The following is a 16,043-nucleotide window of genomic DNA, read 5'->3' as shown; positions in this document are numbered from 1 at the left end:
GAAAACGTTCGATCAACGCGGCATCAACGCCGCGCCCGCGGCACCGGCGGCCGATCAGATGGTCCTCCGCCGCGCACGGGGGTGCACGGCGGCGCGCGGAAGCGGTTGTCAGTGGTCGGTGGAAGACTCGTGAGTGCAGGCAACGGGACCCTTCCAAGGAGGGCGATCATGCTCACCACCCGTTTCGTCACCGGCGCTCCGAACTGGCTCGACGTCGGCACACCGGACCTCGACGGCGCCGTGTCCTTCTACGGCGGCCTCTTCGGCTGGCGGTTCCGGTCGGCGGGGCCGGAGGCCGGCGGTTACGGCTTCTTCGAACTGGACGGCCGGATCGCGGCCGGCGGCATGGGCACGACCGAGGAGCAGGGTCCGCCCTCGTGGACCGTGTACTTCCAGGCCCCGGACGCCCAGGCCGCCGCCGAGGCCTCGGAACAGGCGCACGGCGGTGTCCTGGTGCGGCCGACGGACGTCATGGACCAGGGCACCATGGCGGTCCTCGCCGACCGGGCCGGGCTGCCGTTCGGCATCTGGCAGCCGGCGCACCGCGCCGGCCTGGACGTGGCCGGCGAGACCGGCGCGCTGTGCTGGGTCGAGCTGCACACGGCGGACGTGGCGGCGGCCGCCGCGTACTACCGTGCGGTGCTCGGCCTGGAAACCTCCGCCGTCTCCTTCCCCGGCGGCTCCTACACCTGCGTCAATCCGGCCGGAGCGGGCGAGGAGGCCATGTTCGGCGGCATCGTCCCGCTCGTCGGGGACCCGGCGGACGCGGACGCCGGGTGGCTGCCGTACTTCGCGGTCGACGACGCGGACGCGGTGGTCGCCCGGACCACGGAGCTGGGCGGCTCGGTGCGGGCGCCGGCGACGGACATCGAGGGCGTGGGCCGCGTGGCACGGCTCGCCGACCCGTACGGCGCCCGGTTCGCGGTACTGAGGCCCGCCCCGCGCCAGGGGTAGGGCGCGACGCGGCTCCGGGCCGGTGACCCCGCCCCCGGACGGGTGCCGGTGGCTCACGCCGTGGCGCGGTGCACCAGGGTGGTCGGCAGGATCACGCCGGGCGCGGCGGGGGCGGGGGCCTCGTCGGTGTCTTCGGGGGCTCCGCCGTCCAGGCCGCGCAGGAGCAGGCGGGCCATCAGCCGCCCCATGCCCTCGATGTCCTGGCGCACGGTGGTCAGCGGTGGCTCGGTCTCCTCGGCGACGGGCAGCATGTCGTCGAAACCCACGACGGCCACGTCGTCCGGCACGCGCAGCCCGCGTTCGCGCAGCACCCGCAGGGCGCCAGCCGCCGTGAGGTCGTTGGCCGCGAACACGGCGTCCAGGCCGGGGCACCGGTCGAGCAGTTCCCGCATCGCCCGCTCCCCGCCGCCCGAGGTGAAGTCGCCCCGCGCGACCAGCCCGGGGTCGGGGTCGGGCCGCACGTCGCGGAAGCCCGCCAGCCGGTCGGCCGCCGAGGTCTGGTCGAGCGGGCCGGTGATGTGGGCGACGCGGGTGCGGCCGAGCCCGGCCAGGTGGCGCACGGCCGCACGGGCGCCGCCCCGGTTGTCGCTGTCCACGTAGACCACGTCGTCCCGCCCGTCGTCCCAGCCCGGGCGTCCGCCGAAGACGGTGGGCAGGCCGGCGCCGCGGACCAGGGCGGGCAGCGGGTCGTCCAGGTGCAGCGAGAAGACGAGCGCGCCGTCGACGTGCCCGCCGGCCAGGTAGCGGCCGACCCGGGCGTGGTCCTCGCGGCCCTCGGTGAGCAGCAGCACGAGCTGGTTGTCGTGGGCGGTCAGTTCCTTGCTGATGCCGCGCAGTTGCTGGGCGAAGTAGGGGTCGGCGAAGACCCGGGTCTCCGGTTCGGCGGCGACGACGGCGACGGCCTGGTGCCGCCGGGTCACCAGGGAGCGGGCGGCCTGGTTGGGCACGTACCCCAGTTCCTCCACCGCGCGCCGGACCCGCTCGGCCAGCGCCTCCCGCACCCCGTGGGCGCCGTTGACCACGCGGGACACAGTGGCCCGCGAGACCCCGGCGCGCTCGGCCACGGCCTCCAGCGTGGGGCGCGGCGCGGTCTGGGTCACGGGCACTCCTCCTCGGCGGCTGCGGCTCAGGATAGCGGCAGGCCGTCGGGGGAAGGGGGGCGCGCCCGGGGCGGGGAAGGCGCTGGTGCGGGGCCGGGTCGGCCGTGGGCCCGGCCCCGGCTCAGTGGTCGTGCCCGTGCTCGTGTTCCTGCGCCGGTGCCTCGCCGGACGGCGCCGCGCTCTTGGCGGCCGTGCCGCCGTGGGCGTGCGGGTCGTAGCCCGGGATGGTGCCGTCCGGCTTCTTCACCAGGAACAGGCCCACCATTCCCATGTCGGAGTGGCTCTGCACGTGGCAGTGGTACATCCACGCGCCGGCGCCGACCCCCTCCCCCGCGATGATCTGGAAGCCGAAGGAGTCCGCGGGGCCGGTGATCTTGTTGTCGATGACCCGGGAGGGGTCGTCGGGGCCGGTGAGGATGCCCGTGCGGTTGTCCGCCCAGCGGTGACCGTGCATGTGGAAGGTGTGGTAGTACTCGCCGTGGGTGATCATGACGATCTCGACGCGGTCGCCCACGGTGGCCTCGAAGTCGGGACCGGTGTGGGGGGCGCGGTTGTTGATGGTCATGTCGTTGAAGACGATCGTGTGCGTGGCGTCCGGCAGCAGGTCGCCCTTGCGGCGCACGATCACCGGCCCGTAGAGCCCCTTGCGGATGCCGCCGGTGCCGTGTTCGGTGCCGACCACGTGGTCGTGGTAGTGCCAGTAGCCGGCGCTGCCCGGCCGCCAGGTGCCGTCGCTGCGGCGCCCGGGCTTGTGGGTGCGCCAGGTGTAGGTGCGGGTGCCGCCCGGTTCGACGTCGCTCTTGTTCATCGCGGTTCCGTCGCTGGAGATCTCGTAGTCCAGGCCGTGGACGTGCAGACTGGCCCGCACGTCCATCGTGTTGGTGAACTCGATGTGCAGCGTGTCGCCCTCGTTCAGCTCGATCAGCGGGCCGGGGACCGACGCCTTGCCCTTCTCGAGGCCGTAGCCCATCTGCCCGTCGGGCAGCTTCTCGGCGTACATCTTGATGTGTCTCACCTCGCCACCGGCCGGCGCCGTCCCGGCGGTGGTCGCCGCCTCGGCCGCGGGCGGCGCGCCCACGGCCTCCGGTGCGATGGACAACGATGTCGCGGCGACCGCGCCGCCCAGCAGTACGCGTCGGTTGAAGCCTCGCCTGTCCATGCCGAACTCCCCACGCCGTGACGGAAGGTGCGCAGACCCGGGAACTGAGCAGCCCCCGGAACTGATGGGCTGTGACGAACCTGTGGGACCGTACCGGTTGCCGCCGCGTTTATCCACACTCAGGACAAAGTTCGTCCGATCCCGGTCATACCTATTGGCGTACCGCGCAAAGAGGTCTAGCTTCCATGGCGCTGCTGCCGTGACCGAGGAGGTGCCCATGCCCTTAAGAGGGTTGAGCGCGAGAAGAAGAGGCTGGGCGGCGTGCGCCACCGCCGCTTTCGTCGCCGCGGGACTGCTGGCCGGCCCTGCCGCCAGCGCACGTCCGGCGCCGGACCCGTCCCTGACAACGATGTCGATCAAGTCGCCCCCGGGCGGCGCGAACGTAAGAGTGCTGATCTTCTACGGGTCCGCCGCGGCCGGTGAGGAGTCGCCGGTCGTCAACGCCGGTATCGCCGCCATCGAGCGGATCGGGCTCTCCGGTCCGGCCGGGGAGCGGTTCGCGGTCGAGGCCACGGACAACGCCAACGTCTTCACCAACGAGACGAAGCTCGGCCGGTTCAATGCGGTCGTGTTCCTGACCGGCGGCGGCGACGTGCTGACGCCCGCCCAGGAGGCGGGCCTGGAGGCGTACATGGAGGCCGGGGGCGGGTTCCTCGGCATCCACGACGCGGCCCGCGCGGAACCGTACTCGGACTGGTTCACCGGTCTGGTCGGTGCCCGTCCGGCCGCCGGCGGTCCCACGCAGGTCCAGCGGGCCACGGTCGAGGTCGGCGACCGGCGGCATCCGGCCACCAAGGACCTGCCGCTGGAGTGGAAGCGCCCCGACCAGTGGCTGAACTGGAAGGAGAACCCGTCCGGCGACGTCCATACCGTGGCCCGGGTGCGCGAGTCGACCTACGATCCGGGCACGAGCGCCAACGGGGCGGACCACCCGATCAGTTGGTGCCGCGACTACGACGGCGGCCGGTCCTTCTACACCGGCATGGGCGGCACGGTGTCGTCCTACGACGAGGCCGACTTCCGCACCCACCTGCGCGGCGCCCTGATGTGGACGACGCGGCTCTCGCAGGCCGACTGCAAGGCGACCATCACCGCCAACTACAAGGCCGAGCGGCTCACGGACCCCAACCAGCCCGGCCAGAACGACCAGATCGGCGAACCGCACGGCCTGGTCACCGCCCCCGACGGCCGCGTCTTCTACATCGGCCGCGGCGGCGCGGACTCCTCCCAGCCCGTCGTGACCGACTGGAACGACCCGGACGTCGGCAAGGGCAAGGGCCAGGTCCACGTCTGGGACCCGAAGACCGACAAGGTCACCCTCGCCGGTGAGCTGACCGTCTTCGGCAACAAGGGCGGCGGCGACGAACTGGTCAAGGTCGAGGAGGGCCTGCTCGGCATCGAGCTGGACCCGCGGTTCGAGGAGAACGGGTGGGTGTACCTGCACTACACGCCGCACTCGCAGATCAACCGGGACACGCACATGGCCGAGCGGCGGGTCTCCCGCTTCACGCTCGACCGGGCCACGAACAAGCTGGACCTGGGCAGCGAGAAGGTGCTGCTGAAGTGGCCGGTGCAGATCCACAGCTGCTGCCACGCGGGCGGCGGGATGGCCTGGGACTCCAAGGGCAACCTGTACATCGCCACCGGTGACAACAACTCCAGTGGTTTCAGCGACGGTTACTCCGGAAACAACCCTGAGCCCAACTTCAAGGGCGTGTCCTTCGCGGACGCGCGCCGCACCGCCGGCAACACCAACAACCTCAACGGCAAGATCCTGCGCATCCACCCGGAGCCGGACGGGACGTACACGCTCCCGGAGGGCAACCTCTTCACCGGCAAGGAGACCGCCGAGGGCGGCGGCAAGACGCGCGGCGAGATCTACGTGATGGGCGTGCGCAACCCGGCGCGCATCTCGGTCGACAAGAAGACCGACACCCTGTACGCGGGCTGGGTCGGCCCGGACGCCGGCGCCCCGTCGACGACGTGGGGTCCGGCCAAGTACGACACGTTCGCCACCATCACCAAGGCGAGCAACCGCGGCTGGCCGTACTGCATGGGCAACAAGCAGCCCTACCGGGACCGGAACCTGCCGGACCCGTCGAAGCCGCTGGGCTGGTACGACTGCGACCACCCGAAGAACGAGTCGCCGAACAACGACGGCCTGGTCAACCTGCCGCCGGTGACCGGCAACAACATCTGGTACTCGCCGCAGGGCGGCGGCCCGGACTTCCCGCGCGACGAGAACGGCGTCCCGTCGTACGAGCAGGACGAGGCCGTCTACCGGCTGCCCTGGCTCAAGGGCGGCGGCCAGGCCGCGATGAACGGCCCGCTCTACCGCTACGACGCCGACAGCCCCAGCGCCACCAAGTGGCCGGAGTACTGGGACGGCAAGTGGTTCGTCGGCGACTTCTACGATGCCGACCAGCCGCGCAACGCGGTGCTGATGGACCCGAAGACACAGGGCGACGGCGGTCTGCCGGTGCACTCGGAGTCCCTGAAGAAGATCGTGCCGGTCGGCAACGACGGCATCAAGAACCTGATGGGCTGGAAGTTCGGCCCGGACGGCGCGCTGTACGTCCTGGACTACGGGCGCGGCTTCTTCACCTCGGACTCCAAGTCGGCACTGTGGAGGGTCACCTACGAGGGCGGCGGCCCGACGCCGGCCGCCGGAGAGCTGGCGAGGGGGACCGAGTGATACGCCAACGAAGAATGTGGGCCGCGCTGCTGGCCGGCCTGCTGATGGTGCTCGGGCTGCAGGCGACGTCCGCCTCCGGGCAGCCGGCGGCGGCACCCGCCGCGGCGGCGGCCGACCAGGTGCTGACCTGGACGGCGGGCGACGACATCACCAAGTACACGTCGGCGCCCGAGACGGCCGTGGCCGGACCGGCCACGATCGTCTTCGAGAACAGTGAGGCCACCGGCAACACCACGGGCATGCCGCACACGCTGACGTTCATGACCGGCGATCCCGAGTACAACCAGGACGTGCAGCTCAACATCCTGGCCAATCCCTTCGACGACCAGGGCGGCAAGCACACCGCCGAGGTCACGCTCAGCCCCGGCAAGTACATGTACCACTGCACGATCCCGGGCCACGGCCAGATGACGGGCGTGCTCGTGGTCACCGAGGGCGGCGGCGGCGAGGACACCACGGCGCCGGAGACCTCGGCCGAGGTGGGCGGCACGCAGAACGCCGACGGCGCCTACGTCGGCAGCGCGACCGTGACGCTCGCCGCCACCGACGCGGGCGGCTCCGGCGTCGAGCGGATCGAGTACGCGATCGGGGCCGACGGCGCCTGGCAGCCGTACACCACGCCCATCGTCGTCGACCAGGTCGGCGAACACACGGTGCGCTACCGGGCGTTCGACAAGGCGGGCAACGCCGCCGAGGAGAAGAGCGTGACGTTCGCCGTGGCCGCGCCGGACACCGACGACACGACCGCGCCGGAGACCTCGGCGACGGTCAGCGGCGAGAAGAACGCGGACGGCGCCTACATCGACATGGCGACGGTGACCGTCACCGCCTCCGACACCGGGTCCGGCGTCAACACCATCGAGTACGCGGTGGGCGACGGTGCCTGGACGGCGTACACGGCGCCGGTCATGGTGCACGAGGTCGGCGAGCACACCGTGCGGTACCGGGCCACCGACAAGGCGGGCAACGTCGCGGCGGAGAAGAGCGTCGCCTTCACCGTGGTCGCCGCTCCCCCGCAGGACACCACCCCGCCGGTGACCGGCGCGACCGTGGACGGCTCCAGGAACTCCGACGGCGCCTACGTCGGCAGCGCGAAGGTGACCGTGAACGCCACGGACGAGGGCGGTTCCGGCGTCGCCGGCGTGGAGTACTCGCTGGACGCCGGACCCTACCTGGCGTACACCGGCCCGGTGATCGTGGACCGGGTGGGCCGGCACACCGTGGCCTACCGGGCGAGCGACAAGGCGGGCAACACCTCCGAGCCGCTGACCGTGAGCTTCACGGTGGTGGCCGGCGGGGTGCCGGCGCCGCCCTGTCCGGAGTACGACGAACGCCTCACGGTGATCGTCGGCACGGTCGACTCGGGGGTGCCGAACCGGGTCACCAACAACCGGTGCCGGATCAACGAGCTGATCGAGGACGAGAAGGAGTGGACGTCCCAGGCGCTGTTCCTCAAGCACGTCGGGAACGTCCTGGACGCGCTGCGGGCCGAGGGGGTCGTCGACCGGCGTGAGGTCAAGGCGATCAACACGGCCGCCAAGCAGTCGAAGATCGGGCTGCCCGGCCAGACCGAGGGCTACCGCACGATCATGGACGGCAGTCAGGCGTCCTTCGCCAAGTGGGAGCAGGTGGGCGGCGGTTCGTTCGCGCTGAACGCGGACGGGTCGATCACCTCCAGCACCAGCACGCCCGGCATGGGCATGCTGTGGTTCCCCGAGCGCAAGTACGGCGACTTCTCGCTCAAGCTCCAGTGGCGCGACGACGCGCCGGGCACGGCCAACACCAACGGCGGCGTCTTCGTGCGCTTCCCGCAGGTGCACGACCACCCGGAGGAGTCGCGGCCGGAGTGGGTCGCCATCAAGTACGGGCACGAGGTGCAGGTGTTCGACAGCCCGACCGGCGACATGTACAAGACGGGTTCCCTCTACGGCTTCGACCGGGTCGGCCTGGCCGGCGCGGGCGTGACGGAGAAGGGCACCTGGAACGACTACGAGATCCGGGTGGTGGACCAGCACTACTCGATCTACCGCAACGGTGTGCTGATCAACGAGTTCGACAACTTCGGCGGCCAGACCTTCTACCCCGAGCGCTCGGACGACCCGGGCACGGACGGGCGGCGGTTCGCCTCCGGCTACGTCGGACTGCAGGTGCACAGCACGTCGGACGTGGTCTCGTACCGCGACGTCCGGATCAAGGACCTGTAGGTCCCCGACCGTTGGGGCTCAGTCCGGGCCGGGAGCCTTCTTCCTGGCCCGGCTGGGCTGGACCCGGCTCGGCTCGCCCGGCATCTTCGGATACTCGGGCGGGTACGGCAGATCACCGAGCCCGTGGTCGTGCTCGTCCTTCGTCGCGAGCTCCAGCAGCGCGTCGAGGGAGTGCCTCGTCCCGTCCATGCCCGCGTGCACGTCGCCGAGTTCGGCGAAGCGCGCGGGCATGGTCGTGATGTCGAAGTCCCGCGGGTGCGCCACGCCCACCTCGTCCCAGGTCAGCGGTGCGGAGACGGGCGCGCCCGGGCGGGGGCGCACGGAGTAGGCGGAGGCGATGGTGCGGTCGCGGGCGGTCTGGTTGTAGTCGATGAAGATGCGCTCGCCGCGCTCCTCCTTCCACCACTTGATGGTGACCCGCTCGGGCATCCGCCGTTCCATCTCCCGGCCGACGGCGATGGCGGCGCGCCGCACCTGGGTGAAGGTCCAGCGCGGCTCGATCGGCACGAAGACGTGGATGCCGCGCCCGCCGGAGGTCTTGGGCCAGCCCCGCAGGCCGCCGAACTCCTCCAGAACCGCGCGCAGTTCGTGGGCGGCGCGGGCCGCGTCGTCGTAGTCGGTGCCGGGCTGCGGGTCGAGGTCGATGCGCAGCTCGTCGGGGTGGTCGACGTCGTCGCGGCGCACCGGCCAGGGGTGGAAGGTGAGGGTGCCGTACTGGGCGGCCCACAGCACAGCCGCCTCCTCGGTGGGGCACATCTCGTCGGCGCTGCGTCCGCTGGGGAAGGTGATGTGCGCGGTGGGGATCCAGTCGGGCATGCCCTTGGGGGCGCGCTTCTGGTAGAACCACTCGCCGGTGATGCCGTCGGGGTAGCGCTGGAGCGTGGTGGGCCGATCGCGCAGGGCGCGCAGGATGCCGGGGGCGACGGCCTGGTAGTACCGCGCCACGTCGAGCTTGGTGTAGCCGTCCTCCGGGAAGAACACCTTCCCCGGGCTGGACAGCCGCACGGCCCGCCCGCCCGCCTCCAGTTCCACCGCTTCCGCCATGCGAGCCACGGTAGGCGCAGCGCGACGGCTTCGCATATCAGGCGTACGGGGTCAAGGGCGTACAGAATCGGACCATGGACCTCCCCGTCATGCCGCCCGTGAAGCCGATGCTCGCCAAGTCCGTGGCGAGGATCCCGCCGGGGATGCACTACGAGGCGAAGTGGGACGGCTTCCGTGCGATCGTGTTCCGGGACGGGGCCGAGGTGGAGCTGGGAAGCCGGACGGGCAAGCCGCTGACCAGGTACTTCCCGGAGCTGGTGGCGGCGGTGCGGGAGCGGTTGCCCGGGCGGTGCGTGGTGGACGGGGAGATCGTGATCGCGCGGGACGGGCACCTGGACTTCGACGCGCTGACCGAGCGGATCCACCCGGCCGACTCCCGGGTGCGCACGCTGGCGGAGCGCACCCCGGCCTCGCTGGTCGCCTTCGACCTGCTGGCGCTGGACGACGCGTCCCTGCTCGACGTGGGGCTGGCCGACCGGCGGGCGCTGCTGGAGCGGGCGCTGTCCGGGGGCGCGCCGCCGGTGCACGTGGCGCCGGCGACGCACGACATCGAGGTGGCCCGGCGGTGGTTCGAGCAGTACGAGGGGGCGGGGCTCGACGGCGTGGTCGCCAAGCCGCTGGACCTGCGCTACCGGCAGGACGAGCGGGCCATGTTCAAGATCAAGCACGAACGTACGGCGGACGCGGTCGTCGCCGGGTACCGCTTGCACAAGAGCGGGCCCGTGGTCGGCTCGCTGCTGCTCGGGCTGTACGACGACCGGGGTGTGCTCCAGCACGTGGGGGTGTGCGCGGCCTTCACCATGAAGCGCCGGGCCGAGCTGGTGGAGGAGCTGGAGCCGCTGCGCATGGAGGACGCGAGCGGCCATCCGTGGGCCAGGTGGGCCGAGGAGGCCGCCCACGAGTCGGCGCGGCTGCCGGGCGCCCCCAGCCGCTGGTCCGGCAAGAAGGACCTGTCCTGGGTGCCGCTGCGCCCCGAGCGGGTCGTCGAGGTCGCGTACGACCACATGGAGAACGGGGCGCGCTTCCGGCACACGGCCCGCTTCCGCCGCTGGCGCCCGGACCGTACCCCCGAGAGCTGCACCTACGCGCAACTGGAGGAGCCGGTCCGCTACGACCTGACGGAGATCCTGGGCGGGCCCTGACGCCCGCCGGGCCGCGTCGCGCCTACGGCTTCATCAGGACCTTGACCGCGCCGTCCCGCTTCTTCTGGAACATCTCGTACGCCTGCGGCGCCTGGGACAGCGGCACCCGGTGGGTGGCGAAGCCGTCTACGCCGAGGGGGTCCTCGTCGGTCAGGTACGGGACGATCTGGTCGCTCCAGCGGCGCACGTTGGCCTGGCCCATGCGGAGCTGGATCTGCTTGTCGAACATGGTGAGCATCGGCATCGGGTCGGCCATGCCGCCGTACACGCCGGACAGCGAGATGGTGCCGCCGCGGCGCACCAGGTCGATCGCCGTGTACAGCGCGGCGAGCCGGTCGACGCTGAACCGCTCCGCCAGGGGGCTGCCGACGGCCCGGGGCATGACCGCGGCGGTCTGCTGCACCAGCTTGGCCACGATCCCGCCGTGCGCCTCGGTGCCGACCGCGTCGATCACGGCGTCGGGGCCGCGGCCGCCCGTCCGGTCCTGGATCGCGCCGACCAGCTCCTTCTCGTTGTCGAAGGACCGCAGGTCGAACGTCTCCACTCCCCGCGCCCGGGCCCGTTCCAGCCGCTCCGGCACGAGGTCGACGCCGAACACCGTGTCGACGCCCTTGAGCCGGGCGATCCGGCAGGCCATGTCGCCGATCGGGCCGAGGCCCAGCACGGCGAGGCTCCCGCCCTGCGGCACGGCGGCGTACTCGACCGCCTGCCAGGCGGTGGGCAGCACGTCGGAGAGGTAGACGAAGCGGTCGTCGGCCGGGCCCTCGGGGACCTTGATCGGGCCGAACTGGGCCTGGGGCACGCGCAGGTACTCCGCCTGGCCGCCGGGTACCGCGCCGTACAGGCGGGTGTAGCCGAACAGCGGGGCACCCATCCCCTCGCCGGTGACCTGGGTGGTCTCGCACTGGGTCGGCAGCCCGGTGCCGCACATGTAGCAGTGTCCGCACGCGATCTGGAACGGGACGACGACCCGGTCGCCGGGCCTCAGGCCGGTCACCTCCGGGCCGACCTCCTCGACGATGCCCATCGGCTCGTGCCCGAGGATGTCGCCCGGTGTCATGAACGGCGTGAGCACCTCGTACAGGTGCAGGTCGGAGCCGCACAGTCCGGACGAGGTGACGCGGATGACCGCGTCGGTCGGCTCCTCGATCCTGGGGTCCGGCACGTCCTCGACCCGCACGTCCCGCTTGCCCTGCCATGTCACTGCCTTCATCGCCCCGCGCTCCCTCCGTCGCCGTGCGCGTCGGTCTCTGCGTGGCGGCCGGGTACCCCGGGGCTTCCGTCACCGAACCCGGCGATCGTTTCGGCCGAACAGCGGATTATCTGCCTCGCTCCGTGTGCCGTATCGGATTCGTTCAGGTATGGCACTAAATCCTTCAAGAAGCGCACAATCGATGAAACGGGATGGGTGGACGGATGGCCGGTGTGCGAAGTGGAAGCAGCAGCGGAAGAAGGGTCTCGCGCAGGGGGTGCCGCGTCGCCCTGCTGACCGCGGCGGTGGCGGTCTCGCTGGCCGCGGCGGGCTGCACGGCGGGCCCGGACGCGACGGGACCCGGCACGGAGGGCGACGGGCGGCCCCCGGAACCGGCTCAGCGGTCGCACAGCGCGGCCCCCGCCGCCTCCGGGCCGGTACTCGCCGTGAAGGTCGACAACGTGCGCGACGCCCGCCCCCAGACGGGCCTGGAGGACGCGGACGTCGTCTACGCCGAGCCGGTGGAGGCGGGGCTGAGCCGCCTGATGGGGGTCTACGCCACCAAGCTGCCCGAGTCGGTGGGGCCGGTACGCAGCGCCCGCGAGTCCGACCTGGAACTGCTCGGCCAGTTCGACCGGCCGGTGCTGGCCTTCTCCGGCGCGCAGAGCAAGCTGCTGCCGCTCGTCGACAAGGCACCGCTGCGCGCCGAGCCGGCCGACGAGGACTCCGGGGCCTGGGTCCGCGAGCCGGACCGGCGGGCTCCCCACAACCTCTACCTGCACCCCGGTGAGCTGCTCGGGAAGCCGTCGGGTGCCGCGGCCCTCACCACCGGGTTCACCTACGGCAAGGCGCCCGCGGGCGGCCGGGAGGAGTCCTCGCTCACGGTGCGCTACCCCTCGGCGCGCTTCACCTTCACCTGGTCCGGCAGCCGGGACCGGTGGCTGGTCTCCATGGACGGCAGCCCGGCCCGCACCGCCGACGGCGGCCGGCTCGCCCCGGCCACGGTCGTCGTGCAGCACGTGAAGGTGCGCGAGTCGCAGTTCCGGGACTTCCGCGGCAGCAACTCGCCCTACGTCGAGTCGGTGGGCTCCGGCCGGGCGGAGGTGCTGCGCGACGGACGCGCCTACGAGGCGACCTGGAAGCGCGGGGCGGCCGAGTCGGGCACCACCTTCACCTCCGACGGCGGCGAGCCGCTGAACTTCGCCCGGGGCCAGGTCTGGGTGGTCTTCGCGGGCGGGTCCTGATCCGCGAAGCCCCGGTCAGCCGGTGGCCGGCGCCGGCTCGGCCGGGTTGCGGAGCCCTTCCGCGGCGTCCGCGACCCGGCGCATCAGGTCGATGAAGACCGCCTGCTCGTCGGCGGCGAGCGGGGCGAGGAAGACCTGGTTCATCCGGGCCACGCGCACGCCCAGCCTGCGGTGGACCCGCAGGCCCTCGTCGGTGGGCCGGAGCAGCGAGCGGCGGCCGTCCTGCGGGTCGCGGACCTTGTCGAGCAGCCCGCGGCGGCCGAGCCGGCTGACCACCTCCGCGATGGTGGACCGGTCCAGGCCCACCCTCTCCCCCACGGTGCGCTGGTCGACCCCCGGCTCGGCGACCAGGGCGTTGAGGACGGCGTACTGCGGGGAGGTGGTCTCCTCGGAGACCATCGTGGTCCACAGCAGGTAGTGGGCCTGCTGAAGGCGCCTGGCCAGGTGGCCGGGGTGGGTGGTCAGATCGACCGCTGCCATGCGCACACTCCCGTGGTCACTTTCATCGGTGCACTGACGATACAGGGCACGGGTGAAGGCGATCCATCTGCACCTCGCTCGATCTACCTCGCGTTTTCATGGGTCTTGACGCTCCAGCCGTCCGATGGCAGCGTGTGGGAAACCTCGCTGAAATACTCAGTGCCCTGAGTATCTGCTCCCGGGGCGCGCGGAAGAGATGGGGCTTCTCGGATGGACAAGGTGGTGGCCACGGCCGGTGAGGCGGTGGCCGACGTGCCCGACGGCGCGTCGCTCGCGGTGGGCGGTTTCGGGCTGAGCGGTGTGCCGAACGTGCTGATCCAGGCGCTGTACGAGCGCGGGACCGGCGGGCTGTCGGTGGTCTCCAACAACTGCGGGGCGATGGACTCCGGGCTGGCCGTCCTGCTCGCCGCCGGGCGCATCGCCCGCGTGACCGGGTCCTACATCGGCGCCAACAAGGAGTTCGCCCGCCAGTACCTGGGCGGGGAGCTGGAGGTCGAGATGATCCCGCAGGGCACCCTGGCCGAGCGGCTGCGGGCCGGCGGCGCGGGCATCCCCGCCTTCTACACCCCCGCCGGGGTCGGCACCCAGGTCGCCGACGGCGGGCTGCCGTGGCGCTACGACGGGTCGGGCGGGGTCGCGCTGGCCTCGCCGCCCAAGGAGGTCCGCGAGTTCGACGGCACCGAGTACGTCCTGGAGCGCGGCATCCGCACCGACTTCGCGCTGGTCCGCGCGGCCAGGGGCGACCGGCACGGCAACCTGGTCTTCGCCAAGTCGTCCCGGAACTTCAACCCGCTGGCCGCGATGGCCGGGCGGGTGACGGTCGCCGAGGTGGAGGAGCTGGTCGAGCCGGGCGGGATCGACCCGGACGCGGTGCACCTCCCGGGGATCTTCGTCCAGCGGGTGGTGGCGCTCACCCCGGAGCAGGCCGGTGACAAGAAGATCGAGAAGCGGACGGTGAGTTCCTGATGGCCTGGACGCGTGAACAGATGGCCGCGCGGGCCGCGCGGGAGCTGCGCGACGGCCAGTACGTCAACCTCGGCATCGGGCTGCCCACCCTGATCCCGAACCACCTCCCCGAGGGCGTCGAGGTCACCCTGGAGTCGGAGAACGGCATCCTGGGCACCGGCCGGTACCCCACCGAGGCCGAGGTGGACCCCGACCTGATCAACGCGGGCAAGGAGACGGTCACGGTCCGGCCGGGGGCCGCCTTCTTCGACTCGGCCCTGTCCTTCGGCATGATCCGCGGCGGTCACATCGACGTGGCGGTGCTCGGCGCGATGCAGGTCTCCGCCACCGGTGACCTGGCCAACTGGGCCGTCCCCGGCAAGATGATCACCGGGATCGGCGGCGCGATGGACCTGGTCCACGGCGCCCGCACGGTCATCGTCGTCATGACGCACACCACCAAGGACGGCTCCCCCAAGATCCTCCGGGAGTGCGCGCTGCCGCTCACCGGCAAGGCGTGTGTGAACCGTGTCATCACCGACCTCGGCGTCCTCGACGTCACCGCCGACGGCCTGGTCCTGGTGGAGACCGCGCCGGGCGTGGGCGTGGACGACGTCGTCGCCAGGACCGACGCCGAGCTCGTCGTCGCGAAGAGTGCGGAGGCACTGAAGTGACGGACGTCTACATCGTCGACGCGGTGCGCACCCCGTTCGGCAAGTACAACGGAGGTCTGGCGGGCGTGCGCCCGGACGACCTGGCCGCGCACGCGATCCGCGAACTCCTCGGCCGTACACCCGGCCTGGACCCCTCCAGGATCGACGACGTGTACTTCGGCAACGCCAACGGCGCCGGCGAGGAGAACCGCAACGTCGCCCGCATGGCCGCCCTCCTGGCCGGCCTGCCCACCACCGTCCCCGGCGTCACGGTGAACCGGCTGTGCGCGTCCGGCCTCGAAGCGGTGATCCAGGCCGCCCGTGCCATCGCGGTCGGCGACGCCTCGGTCGCGCTCGCGGGCGGCGTGGAGTCGATGACGCGGGCGCCGTACGTGCTGCCCAAGCCGGACCGGCCCTTCCCCGCCGGGCACACCGAGATGTACTCGACCACCCTGGGCTGGCGCATGGTCAACCCGGCGATGGATCCGCAGTGGACGATCCCGCTCGGCGAGTCGGCGGAACTCGTCGCGGACAAGCACGGGATCACCCGCGAACAGCAGGACGAGTTCGCCCTCGCCTCGCACCGCAAGGCCGCCCGCGCCCAGGACGGCGGCCTCTTCGACGCCGAGCTGGCCGCCGTCCCCGTGCCGCGTCGCAAGGGCGACCCGGTGGAGTTCGCCGCCGACGAGTGCGTCCGCCCGGACGCGTCGCTGGAGGCGATGGCGAAGCTCAGGCCGTCCTTCCGGGAGACCGACGGCACCGTGACCGCCGGGAACGCCTCTCCCCTCAACGACGGCGCCGCCGCGCTGCTCCTGGTCGACGAGGAGGGCCTGCGGGCCACGGGACGCGAGCCGCTCGCCCGGGTCTCGGCGACCGGCGTATCGGCCACCGACCCGCAGTACTTCGGGCTCGCCCCCGTCGAGGCCGTGAACCGCGCGCTCGCCCGGGCCGGACGGACCTTCGCCGACCTGGACGTGCTCGAACTCAACGAGGCCTTCGCGGCCCAGGTGCTCGGCTGTGTCGCCGAGTGGCCCGAGTTCGACCCCGCGGTCCTCAACCCGCAGGGCGGCGCCATCGCCCTCGGCCACCCCCTCGGCGCCTCGGGCGCGCGCCTCGCCGGCACCGTCGCCCACCAGTTGGCCCGCAAGGGGAGCGGCACCGGTGTCGCCACCCTCTGCATCGGCGTCGGCCAGGGCCTCGCCCTGGTCCTCGACCGCTAGTCACCCAGGGA

The 16,043-nt window shown here is 72.2% G+C and carries 13 protein-coding genes; 8 read left to right on the top strand and 5 right to left on the bottom strand.

Features of this window, described 5'->3' with window-relative positions; translation table 11 throughout:
* The first annotated feature begins 168 nt into the window (after positions 1 to 168).
* On the top strand, positions 169 to 954 hold the full coding sequence (locus IG88_RS0133880) for a VOC family protein (RefSeq protein WP_031049563.1): 786 nt from the start codon (positions 169 to 171) through the stop codon (positions 952 to 954).
* 53 nt (positions 955 to 1,007) lie between these two features.
* Here IG88_RS0133880 and IG88_RS0133875 read toward each other — a convergent pair whose 3' ends face one another.
* Positions 1,008 to 2,054 (bottom strand): LacI family DNA-binding transcriptional regulator, encoded by a 1,047-nt coding sequence (locus IG88_RS0133875; RefSeq protein WP_031049559.1) that lies wholly within the window; start codon positions 2,052 to 2,054, stop codon positions 1,008 to 1,010.
* A gap of 121 nt (positions 2,055 to 2,175) precedes the next feature.
* Entirely contained in the window at positions 2,176 to 3,213 is a 1,038-nt protein-coding gene (locus tag IG88_RS0133870; RefSeq protein WP_031049556.1) for a multicopper oxidase domain-containing protein, read from the bottom strand.
* 217 nt (positions 3,214 to 3,430) lie between these two features.
* Between IG88_RS0133870 and IG88_RS0133865 the strand changes: the two genes are divergently transcribed.
* Positions 3,431 to 5,908, top strand: a complete 2,478-nt coding sequence (locus IG88_RS0133865) for a ThuA domain-containing protein (RefSeq protein WP_199807530.1) — start codon at positions 3,431 to 3,433, stop codon at positions 5,906 to 5,908.
* 14 nt (positions 5,909 to 5,922) lie between these two features.
* Entirely contained in the window at positions 5,923 to 8,112 is a 2,190-nt protein-coding gene (locus tag IG88_RS0133860; RefSeq protein ID WP_031049552.1) for an OmpL47-type beta-barrel domain-containing protein, read from the top strand.
* An 18-nt stretch (positions 8,113 to 8,130) separates the two neighbouring features.
* On the opposite strand, the gene ligD is transcribed toward IG88_RS0133860, so the two are convergent.
* On the bottom strand, positions 8,131 to 9,156 hold the full coding sequence (gene ligD, locus IG88_RS0133855) for a non-homologous end-joining DNA ligase (RefSeq protein ID WP_031049550.1): 1,026 nt from the start codon (positions 9,154 to 9,156) through the stop codon (positions 8,131 to 8,133).
* A gap of 74 nt (positions 9,157 to 9,230) precedes the next feature.
* Between ligD and IG88_RS0133850 the strand changes: the two genes are divergently transcribed.
* On the top strand, positions 9,231 to 10,298 hold the full coding sequence (locus tag IG88_RS0133850; protein ID WP_031049548.1) for an ATP-dependent DNA ligase: 1,068 nt from the start codon (positions 9,231 to 9,233) through the stop codon (positions 10,296 to 10,298).
* Positions 10,299 to 10,320: 22 nt separating this feature from the next.
* On the opposite strand, the gene IG88_RS0133845 is transcribed toward IG88_RS0133850, so the two are convergent.
* On the bottom strand, positions 10,321 to 11,511 hold the full coding sequence (locus tag IG88_RS0133845) for a zinc-dependent alcohol dehydrogenase (protein ID WP_031049546.1): 1,191 nt from the start codon (positions 11,509 to 11,511) through the stop codon (positions 10,321 to 10,323).
* Between the two features lie 203 nt (positions 11,512 to 11,714).
* On the opposite strand from IG88_RS0133845, the gene IG88_RS0133840 reads away from it, so the two are divergent.
* Complete coding sequence (locus IG88_RS0133840) at positions 11,715 to 12,734, top strand: DUF3048 domain-containing protein (RefSeq protein WP_031049544.1); 1,020 nt, start codon at positions 11,715 to 11,717, stop codon at positions 12,732 to 12,734.
* 15 nt (positions 12,735 to 12,749) lie between these two features.
* Here the strand turns inward: IG88_RS0133840 and IG88_RS0133835 are convergent, their stop codons facing one another.
* Positions 12,750 to 13,214 carry a MarR family winged helix-turn-helix transcriptional regulator gene (locus IG88_RS0133835; RefSeq protein ID WP_031049541.1) on the bottom strand — a complete coding sequence of 155 codons (465 nt, stop codon included), beginning with the start codon at positions 13,212 to 13,214 and terminating at the stop codon, positions 12,750 to 12,752.
* A gap of 210 nt (positions 13,215 to 13,424) precedes the next feature.
* Between IG88_RS0133835 and IG88_RS0133830 the strand changes: the two genes are divergently transcribed.
* The 3 genes from IG88_RS0133830 to IG88_RS0133820 are packed head-to-tail and all read left to right on the top strand — an operon-like array spanning position 13,425 to position 16,032.
* On the top strand, positions 13,425 to 14,180 hold the full coding sequence (locus tag IG88_RS0133830; protein WP_031049539.1) for a CoA transferase subunit A: 756 nt from the start codon (positions 13,425 to 13,427) through the stop codon (positions 14,178 to 14,180).
* Complete coding sequence (locus IG88_RS0133825) at positions 14,180 to 14,833, top strand: CoA transferase subunit B (RefSeq protein WP_031049536.1); 654 nt, start codon at positions 14,180 to 14,182, stop codon at positions 14,831 to 14,833. Before IG88_RS0133830 ends, IG88_RS0133825 begins: the two co-directional genes overlap by 1 nt.
* Positions 14,830 to 16,032 carry a thiolase family protein gene (locus tag IG88_RS0133820; protein ID WP_031049533.1) on the top strand — a complete coding sequence of 401 codons (1,203 nt, stop codon included), beginning with the start codon at positions 14,830 to 14,832 and terminating at the stop codon, positions 16,030 to 16,032. The genes IG88_RS0133825 and IG88_RS0133820 overlap by 4 nt, the downstream gene beginning before the upstream one ends.
* The last annotated feature ends 11 nt before the right edge of the window (positions 16,033 to 16,043 follow it).

The organism is Streptomyces sp. NRRL F-5650, assembly GCF_000721365.1.
GTDB classification, from domain to species: Bacteria; Actinomycetota; Actinomycetes; order Streptomycetales; family Streptomycetaceae; genus Streptomyces; species Streptomyces ardesiacus.
This window is presented reverse-complemented; position numbering and strand designations above follow the sequence as displayed.